At 70.4% G+C, this 21,836-nt stretch carries 24 protein-coding genes and 1 pseudogene; 14 read left to right on the forward strand and 11 right to left on the reverse strand.

Features of this window, described 5'->3' with window-relative positions; genetic code table 11:
- Nucleotides 1-35: 35 nt before the first annotated feature.
- Nucleotides 36-752 carry a CPBP family intramembrane glutamic endopeptidase gene (locus AB0J42_RS20130; RefSeq protein ID WP_364296446.1) on the reverse strand — a complete coding sequence of 239 codons (717 nt, stop codon included), beginning with the start codon at nt 750-752 and terminating at the stop codon, nt 36-38.
- Nucleotides 753-804: 52 nt separating this feature from the next.
- Here AB0J42_RS20130 and AB0J42_RS20135 point away from each other — a divergent pair, with 52 nt between their 5' ends.
- Nucleotides 805-1,389, forward strand: a complete 585-nt coding sequence (locus AB0J42_RS20135) for a TetR/AcrR family transcriptional regulator (RefSeq protein ID WP_364296448.1) — start codon at nt 805-807, stop codon at nt 1,387-1,389.
- A gap of 56 nt (nt 1,390-1,445) precedes the next feature.
- Entirely contained in the window at nt 1,446-2,435 is a 990-nt protein-coding gene (locus AB0J42_RS20140; RefSeq protein WP_364296450.1) for an LLM class flavin-dependent oxidoreductase, read from the forward strand.
- Here the strand turns inward: AB0J42_RS20140 and AB0J42_RS20145 are convergent.
- A complete protein-coding gene (locus AB0J42_RS20145; protein ID WP_364296452.1) occupies nt 2,385-2,855 on the reverse strand; it encodes a nitroreductase family deazaflavin-dependent oxidoreductase in 471 nt (156 codons plus the stop codon). The genes AB0J42_RS20140 and AB0J42_RS20145 overlap by 51 nt on opposite strands.
- A 99-nt stretch (nt 2,856-2,954) precedes the next feature.
- On the opposite strand from AB0J42_RS20145, the gene AB0J42_RS20150 reads away from it, so the two are divergent.
- The 3 genes from AB0J42_RS20150 (at nt 2,955) to AB0J42_RS20160 (ending at nt 6,208) form a co-directional block, all read left to right on the forward strand.
- Complete coding sequence (locus tag AB0J42_RS20150; protein WP_364296454.1) at nt 2,955-4,223, forward strand: histidine kinase; 1,269 nt, start codon at nt 2,955-2,957, stop codon at nt 4,221-4,223.
- A gap of 136 nt (nt 4,224-4,359) precedes the next feature.
- On the forward strand, nt 4,360-4,953 hold the full coding sequence (locus tag AB0J42_RS20155; RefSeq protein WP_364296456.1) for a response regulator transcription factor: 594 nt from the start codon (nt 4,360-4,362) through the stop codon (nt 4,951-4,953).
- Between the two features lie 46 nt (nt 4,954-4,999).
- Nucleotides 5,000-6,208 carry a hypothetical protein gene (locus AB0J42_RS20160; RefSeq protein ID WP_364296458.1) on the forward strand — a complete coding sequence of 403 codons (1,209 nt, stop codon included), beginning with the start codon at nt 5,000-5,002 and terminating at the stop codon, nt 6,206-6,208.
- Between the two features lie 228 nt (nt 6,209-6,436).
- Here AB0J42_RS20160 and AB0J42_RS20165 read toward each other — a convergent pair whose 3' ends face one another.
- The gene (locus tag AB0J42_RS20165; RefSeq protein WP_364296460.1) at nt 6,437-7,087 is read right to left on the reverse strand and encodes a response regulator transcription factor; all 651 of its coding nucleotides are present in this window, start codon (nt 7,085-7,087) and stop codon (nt 6,437-6,439) included.
- Between the two features lie 4 nt (nt 7,088-7,091).
- Nucleotides 7,092-8,219 (reverse strand): histidine kinase, encoded by a 1,128-nt coding sequence (locus tag AB0J42_RS20170; RefSeq protein WP_364296462.1) that lies wholly within the window; start codon nt 8,217-8,219, stop codon nt 7,092-7,094.
- 131 nt (nt 8,220-8,350) lie between these two features.
- Between AB0J42_RS20170 and AB0J42_RS20175 the strand changes: the two genes are divergently transcribed.
- From AB0J42_RS20175 to AB0J42_RS20185, 3 genes are all read left to right on the forward strand, one after another.
- Nucleotides 8,351-9,064 carry an ATP-binding cassette domain-containing protein gene (locus tag AB0J42_RS20175; RefSeq protein WP_364296464.1) on the forward strand — a complete coding sequence of 238 codons (714 nt, stop codon included), beginning with the start codon at nt 8,351-8,353 and terminating at the stop codon, nt 9,062-9,064.
- Nucleotides 9,065-9,449: 385 nt separating this feature from the next.
- Nucleotides 9,450-10,172 (forward strand): ABC transporter permease, encoded by a 723-nt coding sequence (locus AB0J42_RS20180; RefSeq protein ID WP_364296466.1) that lies wholly within the window; start codon nt 9,450-9,452, stop codon nt 10,170-10,172.
- 30 nt (nt 10,173-10,202) lie between these two features.
- On the forward strand, nt 10,203-10,652 hold the full coding sequence (locus AB0J42_RS20185) for a hypothetical protein (protein ID WP_364296468.1): 450 nt from the start codon (nt 10,203-10,205) through the stop codon (nt 10,650-10,652).
- Nucleotides 10,653-10,845: 193 nt separating this feature from the next.
- Here the strand turns inward: AB0J42_RS20185 and AB0J42_RS20190 are convergent, their stop codons facing one another.
- Nucleotides 10,846-11,397, reverse strand: a complete 552-nt coding sequence (locus tag AB0J42_RS20190; protein ID WP_364296470.1) for an ABATE domain-containing protein — start codon at nt 11,395-11,397, stop codon at nt 10,846-10,848.
- A gap of 85 nt (nt 11,398-11,482) precedes the next feature.
- On the opposite strand from AB0J42_RS20190, the gene AB0J42_RS20195 reads away from it, so the two are divergent.
- From AB0J42_RS20195 to AB0J42_RS20205, 3 genes are all read left to right on the forward strand, one after another.
- Entirely contained in the window at nt 11,483-12,895 is a 1,413-nt protein-coding gene (locus AB0J42_RS20195; RefSeq protein ID WP_364296472.1) for an MFS transporter, read from the forward strand.
- Nucleotides 12,896-13,049: 154 nt separating this feature from the next.
- Complete coding sequence (locus AB0J42_RS20200) at nt 13,050-13,535, forward strand: GNAT family N-acetyltransferase (RefSeq protein WP_364296474.1); 486 nt, start codon at nt 13,050-13,052, stop codon at nt 13,533-13,535.
- 45 nt (nt 13,536-13,580) lie between these two features.
- Entirely contained in the window at nt 13,581-14,333 is a 753-nt protein-coding gene (locus AB0J42_RS20205) for a hypothetical protein (protein WP_364296476.1), read from the forward strand.
- Between the two features lie 2 nt (nt 14,334-14,335).
- Here the strand turns inward: AB0J42_RS20205 and AB0J42_RS20210 are convergent, their stop codons facing one another.
- Together AB0J42_RS20210 and AB0J42_RS20215 are read right to left on the reverse strand one after the other, a co-directional pair.
- The gene (locus AB0J42_RS20210) at nt 14,336-15,097 is read right to left on the reverse strand and encodes an ABC transporter permease (RefSeq protein WP_364296478.1); all 762 of its coding nucleotides are present in this window, start codon (nt 15,095-15,097) and stop codon (nt 14,336-14,338) included.
- On the reverse strand, nt 15,085-15,756 hold the full coding sequence (locus AB0J42_RS20215) for a TenA family protein (protein ID WP_364296480.1): 672 nt from the start codon (nt 15,754-15,756) through the stop codon (nt 15,085-15,087). The genes AB0J42_RS20210 and AB0J42_RS20215 overlap by 13 nt, the downstream gene beginning before the upstream one ends.
- Nucleotides 15,757-15,905: 149 nt before the next feature.
- Between AB0J42_RS20215 and AB0J42_RS20220 the strand changes: the two are divergent.
- A pseudogene (locus AB0J42_RS20220) lies at nt 15,906-17,081 on the forward strand (RNA-guided endonuclease TnpB family protein); the annotation flags it as partial.
- 49 nt (nt 17,082-17,130) lie between these two features.
- On the opposite strand, the gene AB0J42_RS20225 reads toward AB0J42_RS20220, so the two are convergent.
- The 3 genes from AB0J42_RS20225 to AB0J42_RS20235 form a co-directional block, all read right to left on the reverse strand.
- Nucleotides 17,131-17,925: an ABC transporter ATP-binding protein gene (locus tag AB0J42_RS20225; RefSeq protein WP_364296482.1), complete on the reverse strand. Its 795-nt coding sequence runs from the start codon at nt 17,923-17,925 to the stop codon at nt 17,131-17,133.
- The gene (locus tag AB0J42_RS20230; protein ID WP_364296483.1) at nt 17,922-18,989 is read right to left on the reverse strand and encodes an ABC transporter substrate-binding protein; all 1,068 of its coding nucleotides are present in this window, start codon (nt 18,987-18,989) and stop codon (nt 17,922-17,924) included. The genes AB0J42_RS20225 and AB0J42_RS20230 overlap by 4 nt, the downstream gene beginning before the upstream one ends.
- Nucleotides 18,990-19,129: 140 nt before the next feature.
- Nucleotides 19,130-20,548: an FAD-dependent monooxygenase gene (locus tag AB0J42_RS20235; RefSeq protein WP_364296485.1), complete on the reverse strand. Its 1,419-nt coding sequence runs from the start codon at nt 20,546-20,548 to the stop codon at nt 19,130-19,132.
- A 57-nt stretch (nt 20,549-20,605) separates the two neighbouring features.
- Between AB0J42_RS20235 and AB0J42_RS20240 the strand changes: the two genes are divergently transcribed.
- Nucleotides 20,606-20,803, forward strand: a complete 198-nt coding sequence (locus AB0J42_RS20240; protein ID WP_364296495.1) for a helix-turn-helix domain-containing protein — start codon at nt 20,606-20,608, stop codon at nt 20,801-20,803.
- Nucleotides 20,804-20,812: 9 nt separating this feature from the next.
- Nucleotides 20,813-21,274: a Clp protease N-terminal domain-containing protein gene (locus AB0J42_RS20245; protein ID WP_364296487.1), complete on the forward strand. Its 462-nt coding sequence runs from the start codon at nt 20,813-20,815 to the stop codon at nt 21,272-21,274.
- A 1-nt stretch (nt 21,275) separates the two neighbouring features.
- Here the strand turns inward: AB0J42_RS20245 and AB0J42_RS20250 are convergent, their stop codons facing one another.
- The gene (locus AB0J42_RS20250; protein WP_364296489.1) at nt 21,276-21,731 is read right to left on the reverse strand and encodes a nuclear transport factor 2 family protein; all 456 of its coding nucleotides are present in this window, start codon (nt 21,729-21,731) and stop codon (nt 21,276-21,278) included.
- Nucleotides 21,732-21,836 lie beyond the last annotated feature (105 nt).

The following is a 21,836-nucleotide window of genomic DNA, read 5'->3' on the forward strand; positions in this document are numbered from 1 at the left end:
TAAGGGCGATGATGCGACGGTTCACAGTGCGGATGCTACCCGGCGGCCAGCAGGAAGATGGCCAGGCCGTGGGCGAGGGCGGCCGGCAGGACACCGTACCGGAGCCGGAGGAACGCGCAGATCAGCCCCTCGTAGAGGGTGAAGGCCAGCAGCGGCCAGCCCAGGTCGGTCACCGTCGAGGCGAGATAGGCGTGGCAGGCGGCGAACATGACCGCGGACAGCAGGGCGGCGCGCACCGGGCCCGAGCGCTCCAGATACCCCTGAAGGAGGCCGCGGAAGAGCACCTCCTCGGCCAGGTTGCCGGCCAGGGCGAAGAACAGCAGGGCGGGCAGCAGGCCCGCGGCGACCGGCCCGCCGCGCTCGGCCACCGGGACGGAGAGCGACAGCAGCAGCACCGGCCCCGCGATCAGCAGGCCGCCGCCCAGGCCCGCGAGCGCGGTGATCGGGCGGCCCCAGCGCACCAGCGCTCTCAACTCGCCGTCCAGGCGCAGCACCGCGGCGGTGAGCAGGAGTGTGACGGCGCCGAACACCAGCAGGAGCCCCGCGTCGTCGGCGAAGCGCAGCCACGGCGCCGGGCCGGAGGTGCCGATGCGCCAGAAGCCGAGCGGTGTCATGGCGTCCCTGATCAGCACGAACCCGAGCACCAGCGCCACGATGCGCAGCAGCGGCTCACGGGCCAGGGCGAAGCAGACGCCGATCAGGAGGAGGCCCGGCAGGATCCGGGCGGTGTAGGGGAGCAGTTCGGGGAGCACCAGGCCATAATGCGAGTAATCTTCAGTTTTTGGTACTCGCATTGGGAGACACGTGCTCACGCCCCGCAAAAGGCCCCGCCAGCAGCGCTCACGCGAGACGGTGGAGGCGATCCTGGAGGCGGCTGCTCAGCTTTTCCAGCGGCACGGCTACGCGGCGACCACCACGAACAAGATCGCCGACCGGGCGGGCGTGTCCGTCGGATCGCTCTACCAGTACTTCCCCAACAAGGACGCGCTCCTGCTGGCCCTGGCCGACCTGCACCTGGAGGCGGCCGAACGCGAGGTCATGCGGGTGTTCGCCCGGTTCGCCGAAGAGCCTCCTGATCTGACCCGGCTGGTGACCGACCTGGTGGAGTGCGTGGCCGCCCTGCACGCGGACCGGCCGGAACTGCACCGCCTGCTGTTCGACCAGGCCCCGCGCACGCCGGAACTCGTCGCCCGCTTCCGCGAGGCCGAACGGCGCATGGCGGACGCGCTCTCCGTCGAGCTGGCCAGACTGGGCGCCCCCGACCCCGGCGTCACCGCCCTGCTGGCCGTCCAGGGTGTCGAAGCCCAGGTCCACGGCGCCCTGCTCGACGACCCCGGACACCTGGACGCCATCGTGCGGCTCTGGGTCCGCGCGCTGGGCGGGAAATAACGGCGCCCCCAAGGCGGTTACGCATCGTGCACCCCGATAACGAAAGGTACGTCCCAATGGCTCTGCCTCTCTCCATTCTCGATCTCGCGTACATCGGCAAGGGAGAGACCGCCGCCGACAGCTTCGCCGCCAGCGTGGAGCTGGCGCGGCGTGCCGAAGAGTGGGGGTACCACCGGATCTGGTACGCCGAGCACCACAACATGCCCACGATCGCGTCGTCCGCCACCAGCGTGCTGATCGCGCACGTGGCCGCGCACACCAGCACCATCCGCCTCGGCGCGGGCGGCGTCATGCTGCCCAACCACTCGCCGCTGACCATCGCCGAGCAGTACGGCACGCTCGCCACCCTCCACCCCGGCCGGATCGACCTGGGGCTCGGGCGGGCGCCCGGCAGCGACCAGAAGACCCTGCGGGCGCTGCGCCGCACCCCGTCCTCGGCCGACAACTTCCCCCAGGACGTGCTGGAGCTGCAGGGCTACCTGACCGGCGAGTCCCGCATCCCCGGCGTCGACGCCACCCCGGGCAAGGGCACGAACGTGCCGCTCTACATCCTCGGGTCCTCGCTGTTCGGGGCCCAGCTCGCCGCCATGCTCGGGCTGCCGTACGCGTTCGCGTCGCACTTCGCGCCCGCGGCGCTGGAGGAGGCGGTCTCGCTCTACCGGCGCGAGTTCAAGCCGTCCGCGCAGCTCGCCGAGCCGTACGTGATCGCCGGCGTCAACGTGATCACCGCCGACACCAAGGAGAAGGCCGAAGAGCAGTTCCTCGCCGCCAAGCGGAACCGGGTCAGCCTGCTGCTGGGCCGGGACCGCGAGTTCACCGACGAGGAAGCCGACATGATCCTGGAGTCGCCCGCCGGGCAGCAGATCCTCCAGATGACCAAGTACTCGGCCATCGGCACGCCCGGCGAGGTCAAGGACTATCTCGACCGGTTCGCCGAGCATGCCCAGGCCGACGAGCTCATCGTGGTGTCCGCGGCCCCCGACCGCGAGGCCTGGCTACGCTCCTTCGAGCTTCTCGCCGACGTCCGCGGGCTCGTCTCCGCCTGACCGTTCGATGATCACCAGTGGGATGTCCCGGTCTGTTTTCGACCGGTACGTGTCCCACATCGGGAACACGGCCACCGCGCGCGGCCACAGCTCCTTCTTCTCCTCCGCGGTGGCCGTCCTGGCGCGGGCGGCGAAAGTGTCCGCCTTGATCTGCACGGTGACGTCCGGATGGGCGGACAGGTTGAGATACCAGGCCGGATGGCGGTCCGAGCCGCCGGCGCTGGCGACGACCAGGTAACGGTCGCCGTCCTGCGCGTAGATCAGGGCCGTTCTCCTTAACTGACCGGACTTCCGGCCCCGAGTGGTGAGCAGCAGCGACGGGAATCCTTGGAAGAGGTGACCCTTCTCGCCGTCCGTCTCCACGTAGCGGCGGATGTGCTCGGCCACCCAGTCTGTGGGGCTGTCGAATACTTCGTCCATACCCCCAAGCCTGAACCCTCGGCGCCGGGAGAGATCAAGCGGGGGTGCCGTGACATTCGTCAGGTCTCTTCCCGTCGCCGCGTGGTTAGGGTGATCGGCATGAAGGGCCGGCTCTGGACCTCCGTCTACCTTGCCGTCCTGGTGTGGCCTGTCCCCGGTTTCCTGTCCCGCTCGCCGTCCGCCGCCGAGGTGGGGCTCGTCGTCGTGGGGCTGCTGCTTTTCGCCGCGCTCTACCTGCGGGTCGTGTGGACCGCGCTGGCCCGCCCGCATCTGAACGCGACCCCGTACGCGCTCGCCCTGATGTACGCGGTCGCGGCCCTTCTGGCTGTAGCGCTGGGCGAGTTGTGGGTGTTCGCCGCGTCGTTCTTCCTGATCACGGCGCTGGCCGCGGCCCTGCCCAGACGGCCCATGCTGCTGGGGACCGTCTTGACCGTCGGCGCCGTCACCCTTTCGTTGCCGCTGCTCGGCGCGCCGCTCGCGGACAACTGGTGGATCCCGCTGCAGGTGGCCGTCTTCGCCGGGGCGATGCGCGCCTTCCTCGAACTCGCCGCCGCCAACCGGGCCCTGTCCCTCGCGAACGCCGAGGTGGAACGGCTCGCCGTGGACAACGAACGGCTCCGGTTCGCCCGCGACATGCACGACATCCTGGGGCACAGCCTGGCGGTGATGACGCTGAAGAGCCAGCTCGCGGGCAGACTGATGACCGCCGACCCCGCGCGGGCCGCTTCGGAGATCGGCGAGGTCGAGGAGCTGTCCCGCCAGGCGCTCTCGGACGTACGCGACGCGATCGCCGGCTACCGTCAACCGTCGCTCCCCGGCGAACTCGCCGCCGCACGCCGCGCCCTCGCCGCCGCCGGCATCCACCTCGAACTCTCCGCCGACCCGGTCCCCGCCGAAGCCGAACCGGTCCTGGCCTGGGTCGTACGAGAAGGCACCACCAACGTCGTCCGTCACAGCGGCGCCCGCCGATGCCACATCCGCCTCGGCACCTCGAACGGCGACGCCTACATCGACATCACCAACGACGGCCCCACCCCCGGCCTCGTCACCGGCTCCGACCCCACTCCTGCTGTCACCAACGGCGGCACCACCGCCCGCGCCGCCACCGACACCCGCTCCGACCCCACTCCTGCTGCCGACCACAGCCCTGCCGTCACCGAGGGCGGCACCAGCGCCGACACCACCCTCCGCTCCGACACCGACTACAGCCCCGCCGGCGACACCGGCGGCACCGGGCTTCGCGGTCTTACCGAGCGGATCGAACTCGTGGGCGGCACCCTCCACGCCGCCCCCGCCCCCACCGGCGGCTTCCGCCTCCACGCCCGGCTCCCCCTGCCGCCCGCCCCTGACGCCTCCCCACCGCCATGACACCGGCCCCTTCCCTACCGTCGCCAAGCCCGGCGGACACTACGGCCGGTGCCGCGAGCCAAGCCCCTAGACGCCCCTCTGGGCCGACGACGCGCGCCCATCACAGGTCTTCGTTCAAGCTCTCGGGAGGTAGTCCGTGATTCGCGTGCTGCTCGCCGACGATCAGCATCTCGTACGGGAGGCGCTGGCGGCGCTGCTCGGCCTGGAGCCGGACATCGAGGTCGTCGGCCAGGTGGGCCGCGGGGACGAGGTGGCCGCCGCGGTCGCCGAGTCGCGGCCCGACGTCGTACTGCTCGACATCGAGATGCCCGGCGGCGACGGGCTCACCGTCGCGGCCGGGCTCACCGGCGTACGGGTGATCATCCTGACCACGTTCGGCCGCCCCGGCTACCTGCGGCGCGCCATGGACGCCGGTGTCGCCGGGTACGTGGTCAAGGACGCCAGGGCCGGGGAACTGGCCGACGCGATCCGCCGGGTGCACGCCGGTGAGCGGGTGTTCGACCGGAAGCTGGCCGCCGCCAGTCTGTCCGAGGGCGCCAACCCGCTCACCGCCCGGGAACGCGACGTGCTGCGCGCCGCCACCGAGGGCGGCACGATCGCCGACATCGCCCGCCGTCTCTACCTGTCGGACGGCACCGTACGCAACTACCTGTCGTCGGCGATCGGCAAGCTGGGCGCCCGCAACCGGGCGGAGGCGGCGCGCGCCGCGGAGACCAAGGGCTGGCTCTGACGAACGTCACTACCGGCCGCGCCCCGCCCCAGTGAGGCTGGTGGACATGTGGAAACGCGTGGCGCCCGCCTTAGGGCTCTTCTTCCTGTCGCCGCTCGTCGGCGAGTTCCTGCTGGGCAACCTGCCCATCACCATGCTGTTCGCGCTGATCACCCTGGCGCCGCTGTACGGGGGCGGCGCGCTGCTCGTCCGCGAGCTGGCCAGGCGGCGGGGCGCGGGCTGGCCGGGCATCGTCCTGCTCGCCGTCGCGTACGGCCTGATCGAGGAGGGGCTGGTCACCCGCTCCCTGTTCAACCCCGGCTATGCGGGGATGGACCTCCAGTCGTACCTCTGGATCCCCGGCGTGGGGGTGAGCGCCTGGTGGACGGTGTTCGTGCTGGGTGTCCACGTGGTGGGCAGCATCTGCGTGCCCATCGCCGTGATGGAGTCACTGGTGCCCGGCCGGGCGACGGAGCCTTGGCTGCGCACCCCGGGACTGGTGGTCGCCGGCGTGCTGTTCATGCTGGGAGCGGCAGCCGCGTACACGATCGACCCGTACGAGCCGGGGGCCTGGCAGTTGGTGGGCGCGGCTCTGCTCGCAGGACTGCTGGTGTTCATCGCCCTGAAGCGGCGTCCGGCAACCAGCAGCGCCGTAGCTGGTCAGACGGCCGAGCGAGAGCACCCGGCCGTGCTCGCCGAGACTCGTCCAGCAGCCCAGCCCGAGCAACCGGCCGTGCACGGCGGAACCGGCCCGGCAGCCCAGCCCGAGCAACCGGCTGAGCGCGGCGGGACTGGCCCGACAGCCCAGCCCGAGCACGCCGAGGCCGGTCCGACGCCTGAGCGAGGACGATCGGCTGAGCGTGCCGGGGCTGGTCTGGCAGATAAATCCGGGCGATCGGCTGAGCGGGTGCCGGGTGGCTGGGCGGTGCTGGTGTTCTCGCTGGTGGCGGGTGCTGTGTTCTGGTTGTCCGTGATGTTTCTGGACGCGCTCGGCGGCTGGCTGGTCATGGTGATGCATCTGGCGCTGTACGTCACCGTATGCGTGCTGGTGGTGCGCTGGGCGCGGGAGCCGGGGTGGGGGCTCTGGCAACGGTTCGCGCTGGCGGCCGGGGGCGTGGTCACCTATGCCTGGCACGGGTTCCCGCAGCCGCCCGCGATTCCCGCCGATCCGGCGGTGGACCTGGCCGGGAACGTCGTCTTCGCGGTCGCCGCAATCGCCCTGCTCGCCCTGGCCGCCAGGAAGATCCGGTCTTACACGCCCGCTGCAGCCCGGTGAAGCAACTCCGTACAGGCCACAACCGATGGCGACTCCGCACAGGCCGCAGACCGTTGGAACGACTCCGTACAGACCCGCAGACCGTTGAGACGACTTCGCACAGGCCGCAGACCGTTGGAACGACTCCGTACAGACCCGTAGACCCTTGAGGCGACTTCGCGCAGCCGCAGACAATCGGGGCTACTCCGTACAGGCCGCAGACCGTTTAGGCGGCTTCGTACAGAAGGGTTAGGTAAGGAGGCCGGCGTCGCGGACCTTCATGGCGACCTGGACGCGGTTGTCGGTGCCGAGTTTGGCGAAGATGCGGGTGATGTTGGCCTTGACGGTCGCGACGCTCATGTAGAGGCGTTCGCCGATCTCCGCGTTGGAGCTTCCCCTGGCCACCTCGATGGCGACCTCCAGCTCCCGGTCTGTCAGCTTGGCCAGCTCCCGCCGGGCCTCCTCGCTCTGGGGTTCGTGACCGCCGGTAGCTGCGGCGATCACCTGGTAGGTGACGCTGGGCGACAGCACCGGCTCGCCTGCCGCCACCGCGCGGACGGCGTCGATCATCTTGGCCGGTGGCGTGTCCTTGAGCAGGAACCCGGCGGCGCCGAGGCGGAGCGCGCGGAGCACCATGTCGTCGGCGTCGAAGGCCGTCAGCACGAGGATCCGCGGCGCGTCCGGCTGGGCGACCAGCAGCTCGGTGGTGACCAGGCCGTCCTGGCCGGGCATGCGGATGTCCATCAGCACGACGTCGGGCCGGCAGTCGCGGACCAGGGTCATGGCCTCGTGACCGTCGCCCGCCTCGCCGACGATCTCCAGGTCGGGCTCGCCGCCCAGGATGAGGCGGAGCCCCGTCCGTACCATCGGGTCGTCGTCGACGATCAGCACGCGCGTCACAGCGTCAAGCCTCCCACGGCAACCGGACATCGAGAACAAACCGCCCATTCTGCTGGGCGTGGGTAATCGTGCCGCCCGCCATCCGCACCCGTTCCGCCAGGCCGACCAGCCCCAGCCTGCCTCCGGGACCGGCCCGCACGCCGTAGGGCATCGGGTTGGCCACGTGGATGCGCAGCCCCTCTCCGGGGCGCCCGGCGAGCTCGACCGTGACGCTGCTGCCGGGCGCGTGCTTGCGGGCGTTGGTCAGCGCCTCCTGGACGATCCGGTACGCGTTGCGGCCCGTCTGGGTGGGCAGCTCGTCGCGCTGCTCGATGGTGTCGGCCACCAGCACCTTCTGCCCGGCGGCCCGCACCTCGCGGAACAGCTCGTCCAGGTCGGCCAGGGTGGGCTGCGGCGGCGCCAGCCCGCCGTCGGCGCGGAGGGTGCCGAGCACGGTGCGCAGCTCCTGGAGCGACTGGTGGGCGTTGACCTGGATGGCCCGCGCGGTCTCGCGGGTCTCTTCGGGGCTGAGGTCGACGCGGTAGGCCAGGCCGCCGGCGAGCATCGCCAGCAGGGACATGCGGTGGGCCAGCGCGTCGTGCATCTCCTGGGCGATCTTGGTGCGCTCGGATAGCTTGGCCTGCTCGATGCGCTGCCGCTCCGCCCGTTCGGCGGCCAGGTCGGCGTCGCGCTGGGACCGCAGGTAGAGGCCGAAGACGGTCAGGCCACCGAGGATGGTGACGCCGCTGACCATGCTGATCATGGCCTGCTGGGTGAAGCCGTCGTCGAGCGAGTAGACGCTCAGGCAGACCAGGAACAGGCCCGCGATCGGCAGGATCCAGCGCCAGCGGCGGCGGGTGCACAGCGACACGTAGGCCACGTACGCCGGGCCGGTCGCCGCGGCCGACGCGGCGGTGAGCAGCACGGTCGCCGCGGCGATCTGCCACGGCCAGCGGCGCCGCCAGCGGATCAGAACCAGCCCGAGCAACCCCAGCGTCAGGTCGAGCACGCCGGTCGGCAGCCGCTCGGGGTGGCGGGTCACCGTCCAGGTGATGACCACTGCGTAGAAGAGGATCGGCGCCAGCGCCGCGAGGTAACGCAGCAGGCTGTCCCCTCGGCTGAGGGGCGGCTGGTAATCGGGGTGGTGGCGCACGACGTCAAGCCTAGGAAAACGCGCGGTGTGCTTTTAGCGACCTGGGTCGATGGCAGGGTCGCCCTGGGTCTATCGCATCATCGACCTGGCTCCGATGAACGGCCCGGCCCCTTCACGATGAACTAGGGCACGTGATCGAGTTCAAGCATGTGACCAAGACCTACAAAGACGTGAAAGCGCTCGACGACGTGTCCTTCACCGTCGAGGCGGGCAGCGTCACCGGCTTCGTCGGCCCCAACGGCGCCGGCAAGTCCACGGCGCTGCACATCCTGGCCGGGCTCTGCCGCCCCACCTCCGGCTCGGCCACCGTGCTCGGCGTCCCCTACCCCGCGCTCGAGTCCCCGGGCCGCCAGGTCGGCACGCTGCTCGACGCGGGCGCCCTCCACCCCGGGCGTACTGGCCGGGAGACGCTGACGCTCGGCGCGATCGCCCTCGGGCTGCCCAGGTCCCGCGTCGACGAGGTGCTCGATCTGGTCGGGCTGACCCGTAAAGAGTCACGCCGCACCGTCGGCGCCTACTCCCTGGGCATGCGCCAGCGCCTCGGCATCGCCCACGCCCTGCTCGGCAGACCGCGCGCCCTCGTCCTCGACGAACCGGCCAACGGGCTCGACCCCCAGGGCATCCAGTGGATGCGCGTGCTCCTGCGCGACCTGGCCGACTCGGGCTGCGCCGTGCTGCTCTCCTCCCACCTGCTGCACGAGGTGGAACGGGTCGCCGACCGCATCGTCGTGATCGGCCAAGGCCGGGTGCTCGTCCAAGGCACCGCCGCCGAGCTCAACCAGGGCGGCGGCCTTGAGCAGACCTTCCTCGCCCTGACCGCCACCACCGACCGAAGCCCCGCCTGACCATCCCGTCCCGTTGAGGAAGTGATCCGAGCGCCCTCGACCATCGCCCTCCATGTGAGCTGATCTGTGCGCCCGTAACCATCGCCCTTCGTCTGAACTGATCTGAGCGCCGTTGGTCGCCGCTCGCCAGCTTCGCTAGATCTGATGCTCTCGATCATCGCCCGTTACTAGGAGCAGGATCTGGGCGTCCTTGATCCTTGCCCTCCATCCGAGCTGATCGAAGCGTCCTTGGTGATAGCCGTCTATTTTCGCTAGACCTGACTCCTTGGCCGTCCTCCGTCTGAGCTGTTCGGAGCACCCTGCGGCCGTCCCTCTTCACCACTTGAGCCGATCGAAGCGCACTGCGTACCAGCCCCTTCACTACCTGAGCTGATCGGAGCTTTCCATGCCATTCCCCCGCCTGCTGGCCGTTGAGGCTCGCAAGCTCTTCGACACCCGGAGCGCGATGGTGATCACTGCGATCCTGCTCGCGCTGGCAGTCGCGGCCATCGCCGGTCGCGCCGCTTACCTCGGCCCCGACCTGCAGCGGCTGATCTGGACGGCCGGCATCAGTTACGGCACGCTCCTGCCCGTGCTCGGCATCCTGGCGGTGACCGGCGAGTGGAGCCACCGTACGACTTTGACGACGTTCGCCCTGGAGCCCAGGAGATGGCGCGTGATCGTGGCGAAGACCGTCCCGCCGATGGCCGCGACCGTGGTGGCGTGCCTGTTCGCGGTGCTGGTCGCGCTGCCCGCCACCGCGGTGACCGGTGCCGTGCAAGGTGTCCCCGCCGAATGGAACGCGGAACTTGCCGGGGTGGCCGGGTGGACCCTGACGCTCATGATTTTCACCGTCTCCGGAGTCGCGCTCGGCGCGCTCCTGCTGAACGGCCCGGCCGCGATCGTCATCCACCTGACATCCACCATCGTGTGGAACACCGTGGCCTCGCTCAGCTCGACCGGCGAGACCCTGGCCGCCTGGCTCGACCTCAACCGCACCACCGCTCCCCTGGCGTCCGGTGAGCTGACCGCCGCCGACCTCGCGCCTCTAGCCGTCTCGGTCACCCTGTGGATCGTGGTCCCGCTCGCGCTCGGCATCCTCCGCGTCTCCCGCAAGGAGATCAAGTGACCGAGCCCGTCTTTTCTGCCTTCACGCCCCGTGGCCAAGCGTTACCCTTCCCTGGGAGGTCGATACGTGAACAAATACGGGCGCGACGAGGACACTTGGGACCAGCTGATCGAGGCGGGCCTGGAGTTCCTGATAGAACGCGCCCGGCTCGGCGGGACGACTTCCTACACCGAGCTCAACACGGAACTCGAACTCCGGACCGGCCTTCCCGGCTTCGACTTCGGGCGTCAGGACGGGCGCAGTGCGATGGGTCATCTGCTCGGGCGCATCGTCGAGCGGAACCTCCCGGAAACGCAGCTGATGATCTCCGCGCTGGTGATCTATCTGGACGGCAACGACGCCGGTGGCGGGTTCTACGGCCTCGCGGCCGATCTGGGGCTGCTGCCGCGCAATGCCTCGCGGGCACAGAAGGACGCGTTCTGGGTGCGTCAGGTGACCGGCCTGCACAACTACTACTCACGGGAGAACCTCGCTCACTGACCTGGCTCGCTATGTCGTGGGCGTGGCGTGACTCAGTGACCCGACCCGCCTGGTGTAGCTCGATGACCGGCCTCGACAAGACGAGAGTAGGACGTAGCTCAGTTCCCTGGCCCGCTGGGACGAGCGACTGGGGTGACTCAGCGGGCTGACCCGCTGGGACGACTATCTGGCGTCGGTCGATGAGCTGAGTCAGCTAGGACGAGCGGGTGGCGTAGTAGCGGCGTGACTTGTCGCGGCTGCCACAGGTGGCCATGCTGCACCAGCGGCGGCGCCGGTTCTTGCTCGTGTCGAGGAACAGCCAGATGCACGACGGGCAGGCGCCGAGCCGGTCCAGCGGTCCGTGGGTGAGGAGTTCGACCGCTGACGTCGCTACCTCCCACAGCAGGACGCGGAACGTACGAGGGGATTCCCATTGGAGCTCGTACACGTCTCCGCGCTCTTGCAGCCTGGCCTGGGCGATGCCCTCGGCGTGGGTGGTCAGTACTGCGTCGAGGTCCTTTTGCGGTGGTTGCCTGCCTTGGGTCAGGGCTTCGAACACTCTGAACACCGCCTCGCGCAGTTCCCGGGCCTCGGGCAGGGTCCGGGTGAGCTCGGCGGGGTTCTCGATGGGCAGGCCGACGGCGTGTGCCCAGGTCAGCGTCTCCTCGGGGGTCGCCAGCCAGTCGCGGGTGGCGGCGGGGCGGGCGTTGACGGTGTTGGCGAAGTCCAGGCAGAGCGCGTTGCCCACTAGTTCCACCTCGGTCATGCCTCCACTATCTCACTGATCAAATGCGATTGACAGGTAAGAGGGTCGAGTCTTACCGTTCATCTGGCTTTGAAAGGTGAGATGGATGGGCATTCTTCCCCGGTCGCTTGGGCGGTCGTTCAATGGGCTGTGGTTCGGCACCGGTGCCGCCAACCTCGGTGACGGCGTGGCGCTGTTCACGCTGCCTCTGCTGGCGATCGGCGTTGGGGCCTCGCCTGGCGGGGTGGCTGCTGTGACGACCGCGATCACGCTGGCCTGGCCGCTCTTCGGGCTGCACGCGGGATGGATCGTCGACCGTGTCGATCGGCGTGCCCTGCTCGCCGGGGTCAACCTGGTCCGCGCGGTCGTGCTGGGCGGGCTCACCGTCGCCCATCTCGCGGGTGTTCTCACACTGCCGCTGATCCTGGCCGCCGCCGTGCTGCTCGGCGTGGGTGAGACGCTTGTCGATACGGCGCTGACCTCGACCATTCCGCTGATCGTCGCTCCCGCCGCGCGCAACCGGGCCAACGCCCGTATCGAGGGCACGATCAACATCACCAACCAGCTCGCCGGGCCGCCGCTCGCCGGTCTTCTGGCCGCCGCCACCCTCGCCCTCGCCACCGGCGCCGGGGCCGTCCTCTACGTGCTGGCGATCGCGGGCATCCTCGTCATGACGCTCCCACCCGTACCGGCCAGAACCCGCACCGCCGAGCCCAGCAACTCAGGCGAACCGCTGACCTCCAAGCCCAGCCACCCGGGTGAACCGCTGACCGCCGGACCCAGCAACCCAGGCGAAGCGCTGACCACCGAGCACGGACACCCGGGTGAAGTGCCGGCCGCCGGAAGAGTCGCCACGCCTGCGGAGGAGCCTCAGGATTCGGCTCGCGGTGGCCTGAGCGCGGGGCTGCGCTATCTGTGGGGGCAGCCGGTGGTGCGTACGCTCACTCTCTACACCGCTGTGATGAACCTCGTCTGGGCCGCTGCCACCGCTCTGCTCGTCGTGTACGCGGTCGCGCCCGGGCCGCTCGGGCTGAGCACCACTCAGTACGGCCTGCTGCTCACCGGTATGGCGGTCGGCGGGCTCGGGGCGTCGATGGTGGTGGAGCGGCTGCGGCGCAGGTTCGGGGTGACGACGCTGCTGATCGCCGATGCGGGTGGCACTGTGCTGCTGGTGCTGCCCGTCGCGGTCGGGGCTCCGGCCTGGGTGATCGCGGTGGGGGTGGTGGTGGCGGGGGCGGGGTCGAGTATCTGGCGGATTCTTGTGGCCACCATCCGGCAGAACCTCTCCCCGCCGGAGCTGCTGGGCCGGGTGTATGCCGCCTCGCGGGTGCTGAGCTGGGGCGTGCTTCCTCCGGGGGCCGCTCTGGCCGGGGTGGTGGCGGAAGTGTGGGGGGTGCGGATGGCGTTCGGCCTGGCGACGGTGGTGGCGCTCGTGGTGATGGTGGCCTTCGTCCGGTACGCGCTCCGTACGGACCTGTCGGCCGCCATCGAAGCCAAGGAGGACGCTCTCGCCGTGTGAGTCCTGGCCGTGCTGATCTTGCTGATTCACCGGAAGGTCCGAATCTGGCACACCGGCACCTCAGGACAACTCCTGCTAGGTTTACCTTTCCGGCCGGGGTTGCTTCCGGCCGGAAATTGGTTTTATGACCACTTTTCAGGCAAACGTGCGGCCGGTGAGTGCCGCGGATCGTCCCGTCGTCGAGCGGCTCTGGCTCATGTTCCGGCACGACATGGCGGAGTTCCAGGGCGGGCTGCCCAGCCCCGACGCCACCTACCACAGCGACCGGCTGCGCCGGGCCTTCCACGACCCCGACTGGGCGGCGTACCTGTTCACCGTGGGCGACCGGCCTGTGGGGTTCTCGTTCGTGCGTGCGCTGTCCGGGCCGGAGCGGGTGCTGAACAGCTTCTTCGTGGTGCGGGGCGCGCGAAGGTCGGGGATCGGGATGCGGGCCGTGCGGGAGGTGATCTCCCGGCATCCGGGCCCCTGGAAGGTCGCCTTTCAGGACGCGAACTCGGCGGCGGTCGTGTTCTGGCGGCGGGTCGCGACCGAGGTGGCGGGCGACGCGTGGACGGAGGTCCGGCTGCCGGTGCCGAACCGGCCCGACTGTCCTCCTGACGTGTGGATCTCCTTCACCACCGGTCTTGCCGGAACTCCGTAGGTCGGCAACAATCGCAGCTCATCCCCGATCGCCTGGCAGGAACACGTGAGACGTTGGGTCGCCCTGGCCGCCGCCGTGCTGATCGTGCCCGCGACCCCCGCGGCGGCCGCGCCCCGGCACGAGCAGGGCGTCCGCGTCTCCGAGACGAGCCGCTACGTCCTCGGCGGCAAGCCGAGCACGACCAGGATCGAGGGCCGTCTGAGGCTCGCCTCCTCGGGTCCGGTGGCCGTCGGCTACACCTGGCGGGACGGAGCGAAGCCCTACCGCGTGATCCGCGTGGGCAAGAACGTGTACGTGCATGCCGCCCAGATCCCCGGCCCGGTCCCGGAAGGCAAGAGCTGGGTCCGCTTTCCGGGCAAGCACCGGGGCAGCTTGGGCCGCGACATGGACCGGGACGCCAGCCTGCAGCCGATCGACGTGTACGACCGGGCCACGCTGAAAGCCCTGCTCAAGCGCTCCACCCGAAGCCCGGTCACCGGCGGTTTCCTGCACAGGGGCACGATCACGTACAGAGACCTGAGCAGGATCTCCAAGACCACCGTCATCGGCTGGACGTCGGGGCGGCCCATCAGCGGCAAGGGAAAGGTCAGCTGGCGGCTCTGGACCGGCCGCGACGGCCGGCCCAGGCGGCTGCTCACCACCGACACCGTGGGCGCGCTGGTCAAGCGGACCGACACCCGCTACACCTGGGGCTCCCCTCCGGTCATCGCCGCGCCGCCCGCCGGCGAGGTGATCGACGAGGACGGGCTTCGCGCGTACGAACGAGAGCAGAACAGAGGGCTCCCGCAGGACGGCTGAGGTCAGCGCCGGGCGTAGTGCCAGGGGATGGCCAGGCGGGCGATGGCGTTGGTGAGCAGGAAGAGCGTCGTGCTGATGAGGGCGGCGACGAGCATGGCCGCGAAGACCAGGTCGGTCTGGAAGGCCGCCTTGGACTGCTGCATCCAGATGCCCAGCCCCCGCTCCGCGCCCACGTACTCGGCGACGACCGCCGCCGTCACCGCGTAGGAGACCGAGATCCGCATGCCGGTGAACATGCCGGGCAGCGCGCTCGGCACCCGGGCGCGCAGGAACACCTGGCGCCTGCTCGCGCCCATCGTGCGCAGCAGGCGTTCGGCGTCCGGGTCGGTGCTCGCGAACCCGTCGAGCACCGCGACCACGATCGGGAAGAACGTCACCAGGACGACGACGAGCACCTTCGGCAGCAGCCCGAACCCGAACCAGATGATCATCAGTGGCGCGATGGCGATGATCGGGATCGTCTGCGAGGCGACGAGCATCGGGTAGAGCCCCCGCTTGAGCCAGCCGACCTGGTCCATCAGCACGGCGACGGCCAGCGCCACGATCGCCGAGGCGGTGAACCCCGTCACCGTCTCGGCCAGCGTGTGGAGAGTGTGCTCCCAGGCGATCTCGCGGGTGGCGACGAGCTGGCCGACGATCTCCGACGGGGTCGGCAGGATCATCCGGTCGACCCCGAGCACGCCGGGCAGGAACTGCCAGGCGGCCAGGAAGGCGAGCGGCGCCACGAGTGCGCCGCCCCGGGAGAGCCGGCTCAGACCGGCCACCGCTCGTCCTCGTAGACGGCCGACCACAGCATCCACTCGTACCGGGTGGCCAGGTGGGCGGCCTTGACCATCTCGGCCCGGCCCCGCTCGTCGAGGCCGGCGCCGACGCGGCCGGCGAGCTCGATGGCTGCGGTGGCGGACGCGCCGAAGGCCTCGCCGGAGTACTTGTCGATCCAGCGCTGGTAGACGGGGTCGGGCGAGCCGCCGCGCCGGGCCAGTTCCCGGCCGACGTCGCGGTAGACCCAGAAGCACGGCAGCACGGCCCCCAGGCCCTCGTGCGCCCGGCCCATGCCGACGGCCTGCTTGACCCAGCTCGTATAGGCGGCCACCGAGGGGATCTTCTCGGCCTGGGCCATCTGCTCGGGTGTGATGCCGAGCTCGCCGAGGAACGTCCCGTGCATCTCGCGCTCGACGTTGATCACGCGGGTGGTGGCCCCGGCGAAGAACATCAGGCCGTCCTGGTCGCCCAGGCGCGAGCCGAGCAGCGCCAGCGCCCGCCCGTAGTCCTCCAGGTAGAGCGTGTCCTGGACGACGAAGCGGGCGAACACCTCCTTCGGCAGGGTGCCGTCCTGCAGTTCGCGGATGAACGGCAGTTCGAGCATCTTGTCGTAGATGGGCGCCATCACGGCCCAGATCTGGTCGGTCACGCTGGTGGTCATTGGATGCCTCCGAGGAGACCCCGCCTTCAGGCGGGGGAGGAATCGGACCCCTGCCGAGCAGGACAGGGGCAGCCGATTCGCCGCCAGGCGAACCGGCGTTTCGAGCAAACACACGACTCTTGAACGATCGTCAAAGCAGAATGTGAAGTGTGGCGCAGATCGTGAAGCGGGCCTACAAGTACCGCTTCTACCCGACACCCGAGCAGGCCGAAGAGCTTGCCCGGACGTTCGGCTGCGTCCGCTTCGTGTACAACAAGGCGCTGGAGGAACGTACCCGCGCCTATGCCCAGGGCCGCCGGGTCTCCTATGGGGAGTCGTCGGCCGCCCTGACGGCGTGGAAGCGCAACGGCGGGTTCGGCTTCCTGTCGGAGGTGTCGTCGGTGCCGTTGCAGCAGGCACTGCGTCACCTGCAGGCCGCGTTCGCGAACTTCTTCGCCAAGCGGGCGAAATACCCGACGTTCAAGAGCAAGAGGAAGTCCCGGGCGTCGGCAGAGTACACCCGCTCGGCGTTCCGCTGGCGCGAGGGCCGGTTGACGCTGGCGAAGATGGACGCGCCGCTGGACATCGTGTGGTCGCGCCCGCTGCCGGAAGGGGCGGAGCCGTCCACTGTCACCGTGTCCCGAGACGCGGCCGGGCGCTGGTTCGTGTCCATCCTGGTCGAGGAGACGATCCGGCCGCTGGACCCCGTGGAGCGGTCGGTGGGCGTGGACGCGGGCATCACCGCCCTGGTCACGCTTTCCACTGGCGAGAAGATCGCCAACCCTGGTCACGAGCGCCGCGACCGGCGCAGGCTGGCCCGTGCTCAGCGGGCGCTGGCCCGCAAGGAGAAGGGTTCGGCCAACCGGGCCAGGGCCAGGCTGAAGGTGGCCAGGGTGTATGCCCGGATCACCGACCGCCGCCGGGATTTCCTGCACAAGCTCACCACTCGGCTCGTCCGTGAGAGTCAAACGGTCGTGATCGAGGACCTGACCGTTTGCAACATGGTCAAGAACCGCACGCTGGCCCGCGCCGTCTCTGATGCGAGCTGGCGGGAACTGCGCTGCATGCTGGAGTACAAGGCCCGGTGGTACGGCCGCACGCTGGTGGTGGTGGATCGCTGGTTTCCTTCCAGCAAGCTGTGCTCGGTGTGCGGTGCAGTGCAGGAGAGGATGCCGCTGAGCGTCCGGGAGTGGGCCTGCGCGTGTGGCGCGGTTCACGATCGGGACGTCAACGCGGCCAGGAACGTGCTCGCCGCCGGGCTGGCGGAGAGCTGAAACGCCTGTGGAGCTGGTGTAAGACCTCAACGAGAGTCCTCTCGGACGAGGCGACCGGCTGTGAAGCAGGAAGCCTCACGGGCGACCGTGGGAATCCCCTTCGTTTACGAAGGGGAGGAAGTCAAGGAGAGCCGGACCTCCTGGGTGTGGGGGGGTCGAGGGTGGAGGAGTCGCGGAGCGCCTGGAGCAGGAGTGCTTCGAGGCGGGCGAACTCCGGGGTGGTGGTGAGCTCGATGGTGCGCGGGCGCGGCAGGTCGATGTCGAGGGTGCGGACGACCCGGGCCGGCCGCCCGGACAGGACGAGGACGCGGTCCGAGAGGTAGGTCGCCTCGCGGATGTCGTGGGTGACGAAGAGGACGGTCCGCTCGTACCGGGCCCAGACCGACAGCAGGAACTCCTGCATCTCGCTGCGCGTGAGGCTGTCGAGCGCGCCGAACGGCTCGTCCAGCAGGAGCGTCGAGCGGTCCTGGATGATCGTACGGGCGAGCGCCGCCCGCTGGCGCATCCCTCCCGAGAGGGTGAACGGGTGGGCCCGTTCGAAACCGTCCAGCCCGAAGGCGGGCAGCAGCTCGCGGGCCCGTTCCCGGGCGGCGGCCCGGCCGACGCCCTGGATCTGGAGCGGCAGCGCCACGTTGTCGAGCACCGAGCGCCAGGGGAGCAGGGTGTCGCGCTGCGGCATGTAGGCGACCGCGTGGCGGCCGGGTTCGAGGAGCCGCCCGTCGAGCTCGACCCGGCCGGCGTCGGCGGTGTCGAGCCCGGCCAGGATGTTCAGCAGCGTGCTCTTGCCCGAGCCGCTGGGCCCGATCACGCTGACGAACTCCCCGGTGCGCGCGGACAGGTCGATCCCGTCCAGCACGGGGATCGGGCGGCGATCGCGGCCGATGAACCTCTTGCGCAGGCCCTCAACGACGATCATGAAGTCGCGCAGGCTTCCGGCTGGTAGGCGCTGGTGGCGATCTTCGTGAAGTCCGGGGCCGGGTCGACCCCGGAGGCCTCGTAGAAGCCGATCTCGGTGAGGTGCTTGCCGAGGGCGTCGAGCTGGTCGACGGCGAGGCAGCCGGCGCGGCCCTGCTCGTTGACGATCAGGCCGTCGGCGGCCATCTTGGCCAGGCTCCGGCGCTGGGCCTCCTTGGCCTCGTCGGTCGCGAAGCCGCCCGGGTTCTCGTCGATCAGGGTCTGCGCCGCGCTCTCGGGGTCGGCCTGGGCGGCCTCCCAGCCGTCGGCGGAGGCGGCGACGAACCGCTTGGCCGTGTCGCCGTTCTGCTCCAGCCACTCGTTGTTGCAGGCCACGACGACGCCCGGGTAGGACGGGATGCCGAAGTCGGCGTAGGGGAAGACGCGCAGCGGCTTGTCGCGCAGTTCGGCCAGGATCGGCTGGTTGTTGACGTAGGCGTTGATGAAGTCGACCCGGCCGGCGAAGAGCGCCTCGGTCGTGCCGGAGGTCAGGTTGACGTAGGTGAAGTCTCCCTTGCCGCCGTCCTGGCGGATGATGGCCTTGATCAGCTCCTCGTCCCCGGCGGAGCCGAAGCCGCCGTACGTGGCGCCGTCGAGGTCGGCGGGGCGCTGGTACTTGGAGTCGGCCGGCACGGCGAGCGATCCGAGCGGCTTCTGCACTACCGGCATCACGATCGTCTCCTTGCCGCCCTTGGCGATGGAGATGCTCGCGAACGGCGGCGCGGTCACCCCGCACTCGGCCTGCCCGGCGCTGACCACGGTGTCCGAGGGCGCGTCCGAGTAGGGCAGGATCCGCAGGTCGATGCCCGCCTTCTCGTACAGGCCCTTCGCCTTGGCGAGGTAGAACCCGGCGTGGTTGGTGTTGGGCACCCAGTCGAGGGCGAGGCGCACGGTGGCGCGGGGCTCCTGCTGGGTGGCCGGGGTGTCGCCGCTGCCGCCGCCGCAGGCCGCCGTCGCGAGGAGGCAGGCGGCGAGGGCGGTGACGGTGAGCTTTCTCGGGCGCGGAAGGATGGAGGAGAGGTTCAATCGGTTGCTTTCGTCGGACGGATCGGGGCCAGCGCTTTACTCGTACCAGAAGCCGTCTTACCTGGTGAAACGGCGCATCCAGCCGGATATGCCGCAATATCACAGGATAGTGTCGGTCTCCGGCGGCGAGCAGCCCGGGTTCATCTCCTCAGCACGAACCACCGGCCGGCCGCCTCCGCGAGCCCTTCCGCGCCCGCCCAGGCCACGTAGCCGTCAGGGCGGATCAGCAGCGCGTCGGCGGGCGGGTCGTCGGCGCGCGCCTCGACCACGTCGATCCCGTCGCCGCCGACCGTGACCCCGGCCCCCAGATCGAGCAGGACGGGCCGCGCCCGGCGCATCAGCTCGGCCACCCGCCGCCCGTCCGCGAGCGCGAGATCCGGGACGAACCGGCCGGTCAGCGGATGCCCGCCGGAGCCGTACCGGACGTCGGAGCCGTGCAGCAGCGCGGCCAGGTGCCGGGCCGGCTGCTCGTACGCGAACACCTCGCCGAGCAGCGTCCGCAGCGCGGTCCCGTCCTCGCCGTCCAGCCGGTCGAGCACGGCCTGGGCGCGGGTCTGCGTCAGGGTGCGCTCGCCGGCCGGGCGGCGCTCGCTCTCGTACGTGTCGAGCAGTCCTCCGGGTGCCCGGCCGTGGAGGGCGGCGGCGAGTTTCCAGGCCAGGTTGGCCGCGTCGGTCATGCCCACGTTGAGCGCGGAGCCGCCAGCGGGGAACAGGTGCGCGGCGTCCCCGGCCAGGAACACCCGCCCGTTCCGGTATCGGTCGGCCAGCCTGGCCTGCGCGACCGTACTCGACAGCCAGATCGGCGGGCCCAGCGGCAGTTCCCGGCCGAGGACGCGGCGCACGGCCGCGCGGAAGTCCTCAGGCGTCACCGGCCCGTCCGGGAGTTCGCCCCGCTCGCGGACGCCGGCGACGAGCACGCCGGGCTGGAGCGAGGTGAGCAGCACCCGGCCGTGCGGGGTACGGTTCCAGCCCTGCCGCAGGCCGCCCGTCTCCGGCGCCTCGAACAGGTCGCCGTCGAACCTGAAGTGGCCGAGCCGCAGGACCTCGTCGTCGGTGGTGCCGGGGAAGCCGATCCCGGCCAGTTCGCGCACCCGGCTGCGCCCGCCGTCGCAGCCGACGACGTAGCGGGCGCGGATCTCGCCGCCGGTCAGCCCGAGCGTCACGCCGTCCGGGTCCTGGTCGAGGGAGACCACCTCGCGGCCGCGGCGGATCTCGGCCCCGAGGTCTTCCGCGCGCTCGGTCAGCAGCCGCTCCAGCCGCGGCTGCTGGATCATCAGCAGGCGCAGGGGCACGTCGTCCACCCCGGTGAACCGCAGCGGCACCGACCCGAACGGGAAGCCGGGCGGCCGTCCCGCGAACAGGCTGCCCTCGCTGAAGGTCTCCAGCAGGCCGCGGTGGTCGAGTAATTCGACGATCTGCCCGCCCAGGCCGTTGGCCCTGGGCAACTGGCTCGGTTCGGCTCTCTTCTCCAGCACGATCGGGCGGACGCCCGCCAGGCCCAGCTCGCACGCGAGCATGAGGCCGACGGGGCCGGCTCCGACGATCAGCACATCTTCCATGCTTGTCAGGCTAGATTGACAAATCTGCGACTGTCAATCTAGCCTGACAGCGTGGACATGACAGAGCTGGCCGAGCGGATCAGGTCGAACGACCCCGCGATGGGGCTGCGGGCGGTGGGTGCGCTGCACCGGCTGGCCGAGCAGGTCGAGGCGATCTCCGTGGCGCAGGCCCGCGAGCAGGGCTGGACGTGGGAGCAGATCGGCGACGCGCTCGGCATGTCACGGCAGTCGGTGCACGCCAAATACGGGAAGTGAGGACGGGCGATGTTCGGCTTCGGCAAGGAGAAGACGCCGTTCCATGTGGTCGTGAAGGCCGCGTTCGAGGAGGCCGGGCAGCGGGGCGACCGGCGCCTCGGCACCGAGCACCTGCTGCTCGGCCTCCTGCATCATCGCGACTCGGCCCAGGCCCTCGGCGTGGACCTGGACCGGGCCCGGTCGGCCCTCGCCGAGCTGGACCGGGAGGCGCTGCGCATGCTCGGCCTCGACGTCGGCGACCTGCCGCGCAAGCCGCGCAAGCACCGGCCGGTCCCCGGCACCGCCCTGACCTCCAGCGCCAGGGCGGTCATCAACCAGGCCATCAAGCGCACGACCCTGAAGACGCGGTCGGCGCAGGCGCACCGGCAGCTCGCGCTCGTCCTGCTCGGGCAGGGCCACCCCGACCCGGTGGCGCAGCTCGTCGACCACCTGGGGATCGACCGCGCGGCGGCCCGCGCCCGTCTCGCGTGAGCTAGCGGAGCGGGATGGACAGCCCGTGCTCACTCTCCGGGCGCGGGCCGAAGATCCGGCGCTCCTCCGGGGTGATGCGCAGGTCGTTGATGCTGGCCTCCCGCCGCCGCATCAGCCCTTCGGCGTCGAACTCCCAGAGCTCGTTGCCGTAGCTGCGCCACCACTGCCCGTCGGCGTCGTGACACTCGTACTGGAACCGGACGGCGATCCGGTCGTCGGTGAATGACCAGAGGTCCTTGCGGAGCGCGTAGTCGAGCTCCCGCTCCCACTTGCGGGTCAGGAAGGCGATGATCTCGTCGCGACCGGTGACGAACTCGTCGCGATTGCGCCAGACCGAGTCGGCCGTGTAGGCGAGAGCGACCCGCTGCGGGTCGCGGGTGTTCCAGGCGTCCTCGGCGGACTGCACCTTGACGCGGGCGGTTTCAGCGGTGAACGGCGGGACGGGCGGCCGGGTCACTACGGCACCATCTTTCTCGCAGGCACCACTACGGTGCTTGGTGAAGGGACTCGGCGGGAGCCGGGGTGACGGTCTAGTCCGGTCGCCGCTCGACGGCCCGCATGA

The organism is Nonomuraea sp. NPDC049649, from assembly GCF_040675175.1.
Lineage (GTDB): Bacteria > Actinomycetota > Actinomycetes > Streptosporangiales > Streptosporangiaceae > Nonomuraea.

Coding starts and splice junctions, on each gene's coding strand:
- AB0J42_RS20235 (WP_364296485.1), bottom strand. CDS start 20,548: ATGGAAGATGTGCTGATCGTCGGAGCCGGCCCCGTCGGCCTCATGCTC.
- AB0J42_RS20225 (WP_364296482.1), bottom strand. CDS start 17,925: ATGATCGTCGTTGAGGGCCTGCGCAAGAGGTTCATCGGCCGCGATCGC.
- AB0J42_RS20240 (WP_364296495.1), top strand. CDS start 20,606: ATGACAGAGCTGGCCGAGCGGATCAGGTCGAACGACCCCGCGATGGGG.
- AB0J42_RS20145 (WP_364296452.1), bottom strand. CDS start 2,855: ATGGACGAAGTATTCGACAGCCCCACAGACTGGGTGGCCGAGCACATC.
- AB0J42_RS20140 (WP_364296450.1), top strand. CDS start 1,446: ATGGCTCTGCCTCTCTCCATTCTCGATCTCGCGTACATCGGCAAGGGA.
- AB0J42_RS20160 (WP_364296458.1), top strand. CDS start 5,000: ATGTGGAAACGCGTGGCGCCCGCCTTAGGGCTCTTCTTCCTGTCGCCG.
- AB0J42_RS20195 (WP_364296472.1), top strand. CDS start 11,483: ATGGGCATTCTTCCCCGGTCGCTTGGGCGGTCGTTCAATGGGCTGTGG.
- AB0J42_RS20245 (WP_364296487.1), top strand. CDS start 20,813: ATGTTCGGCTTCGGCAAGGAGAAGACGCCGTTCCATGTGGTCGTGAAG.
- AB0J42_RS20215 (WP_364296480.1), bottom strand. CDS start 15,756: ATGACCACCAGCGTGACCGACCAGATCTGGGCCGTGATGGCGCCCATC.
- AB0J42_RS20190 (WP_364296470.1), bottom strand. CDS start 11,397: ATGACCGAGGTGGAACTAGTGGGCAACGCGCTCTGCCTGGACTTCGCC.
- AB0J42_RS20180 (WP_364296466.1), top strand. CDS start 9,450: ATGCCATTCCCCCGCCTGCTGGCCGTTGAGGCTCGCAAGCTCTTCGAC.
- AB0J42_RS20150 (WP_364296454.1), top strand. CDS start 2,955: ATGAAGGGCCGGCTCTGGACCTCCGTCTACCTTGCCGTCCTGGTGTGG.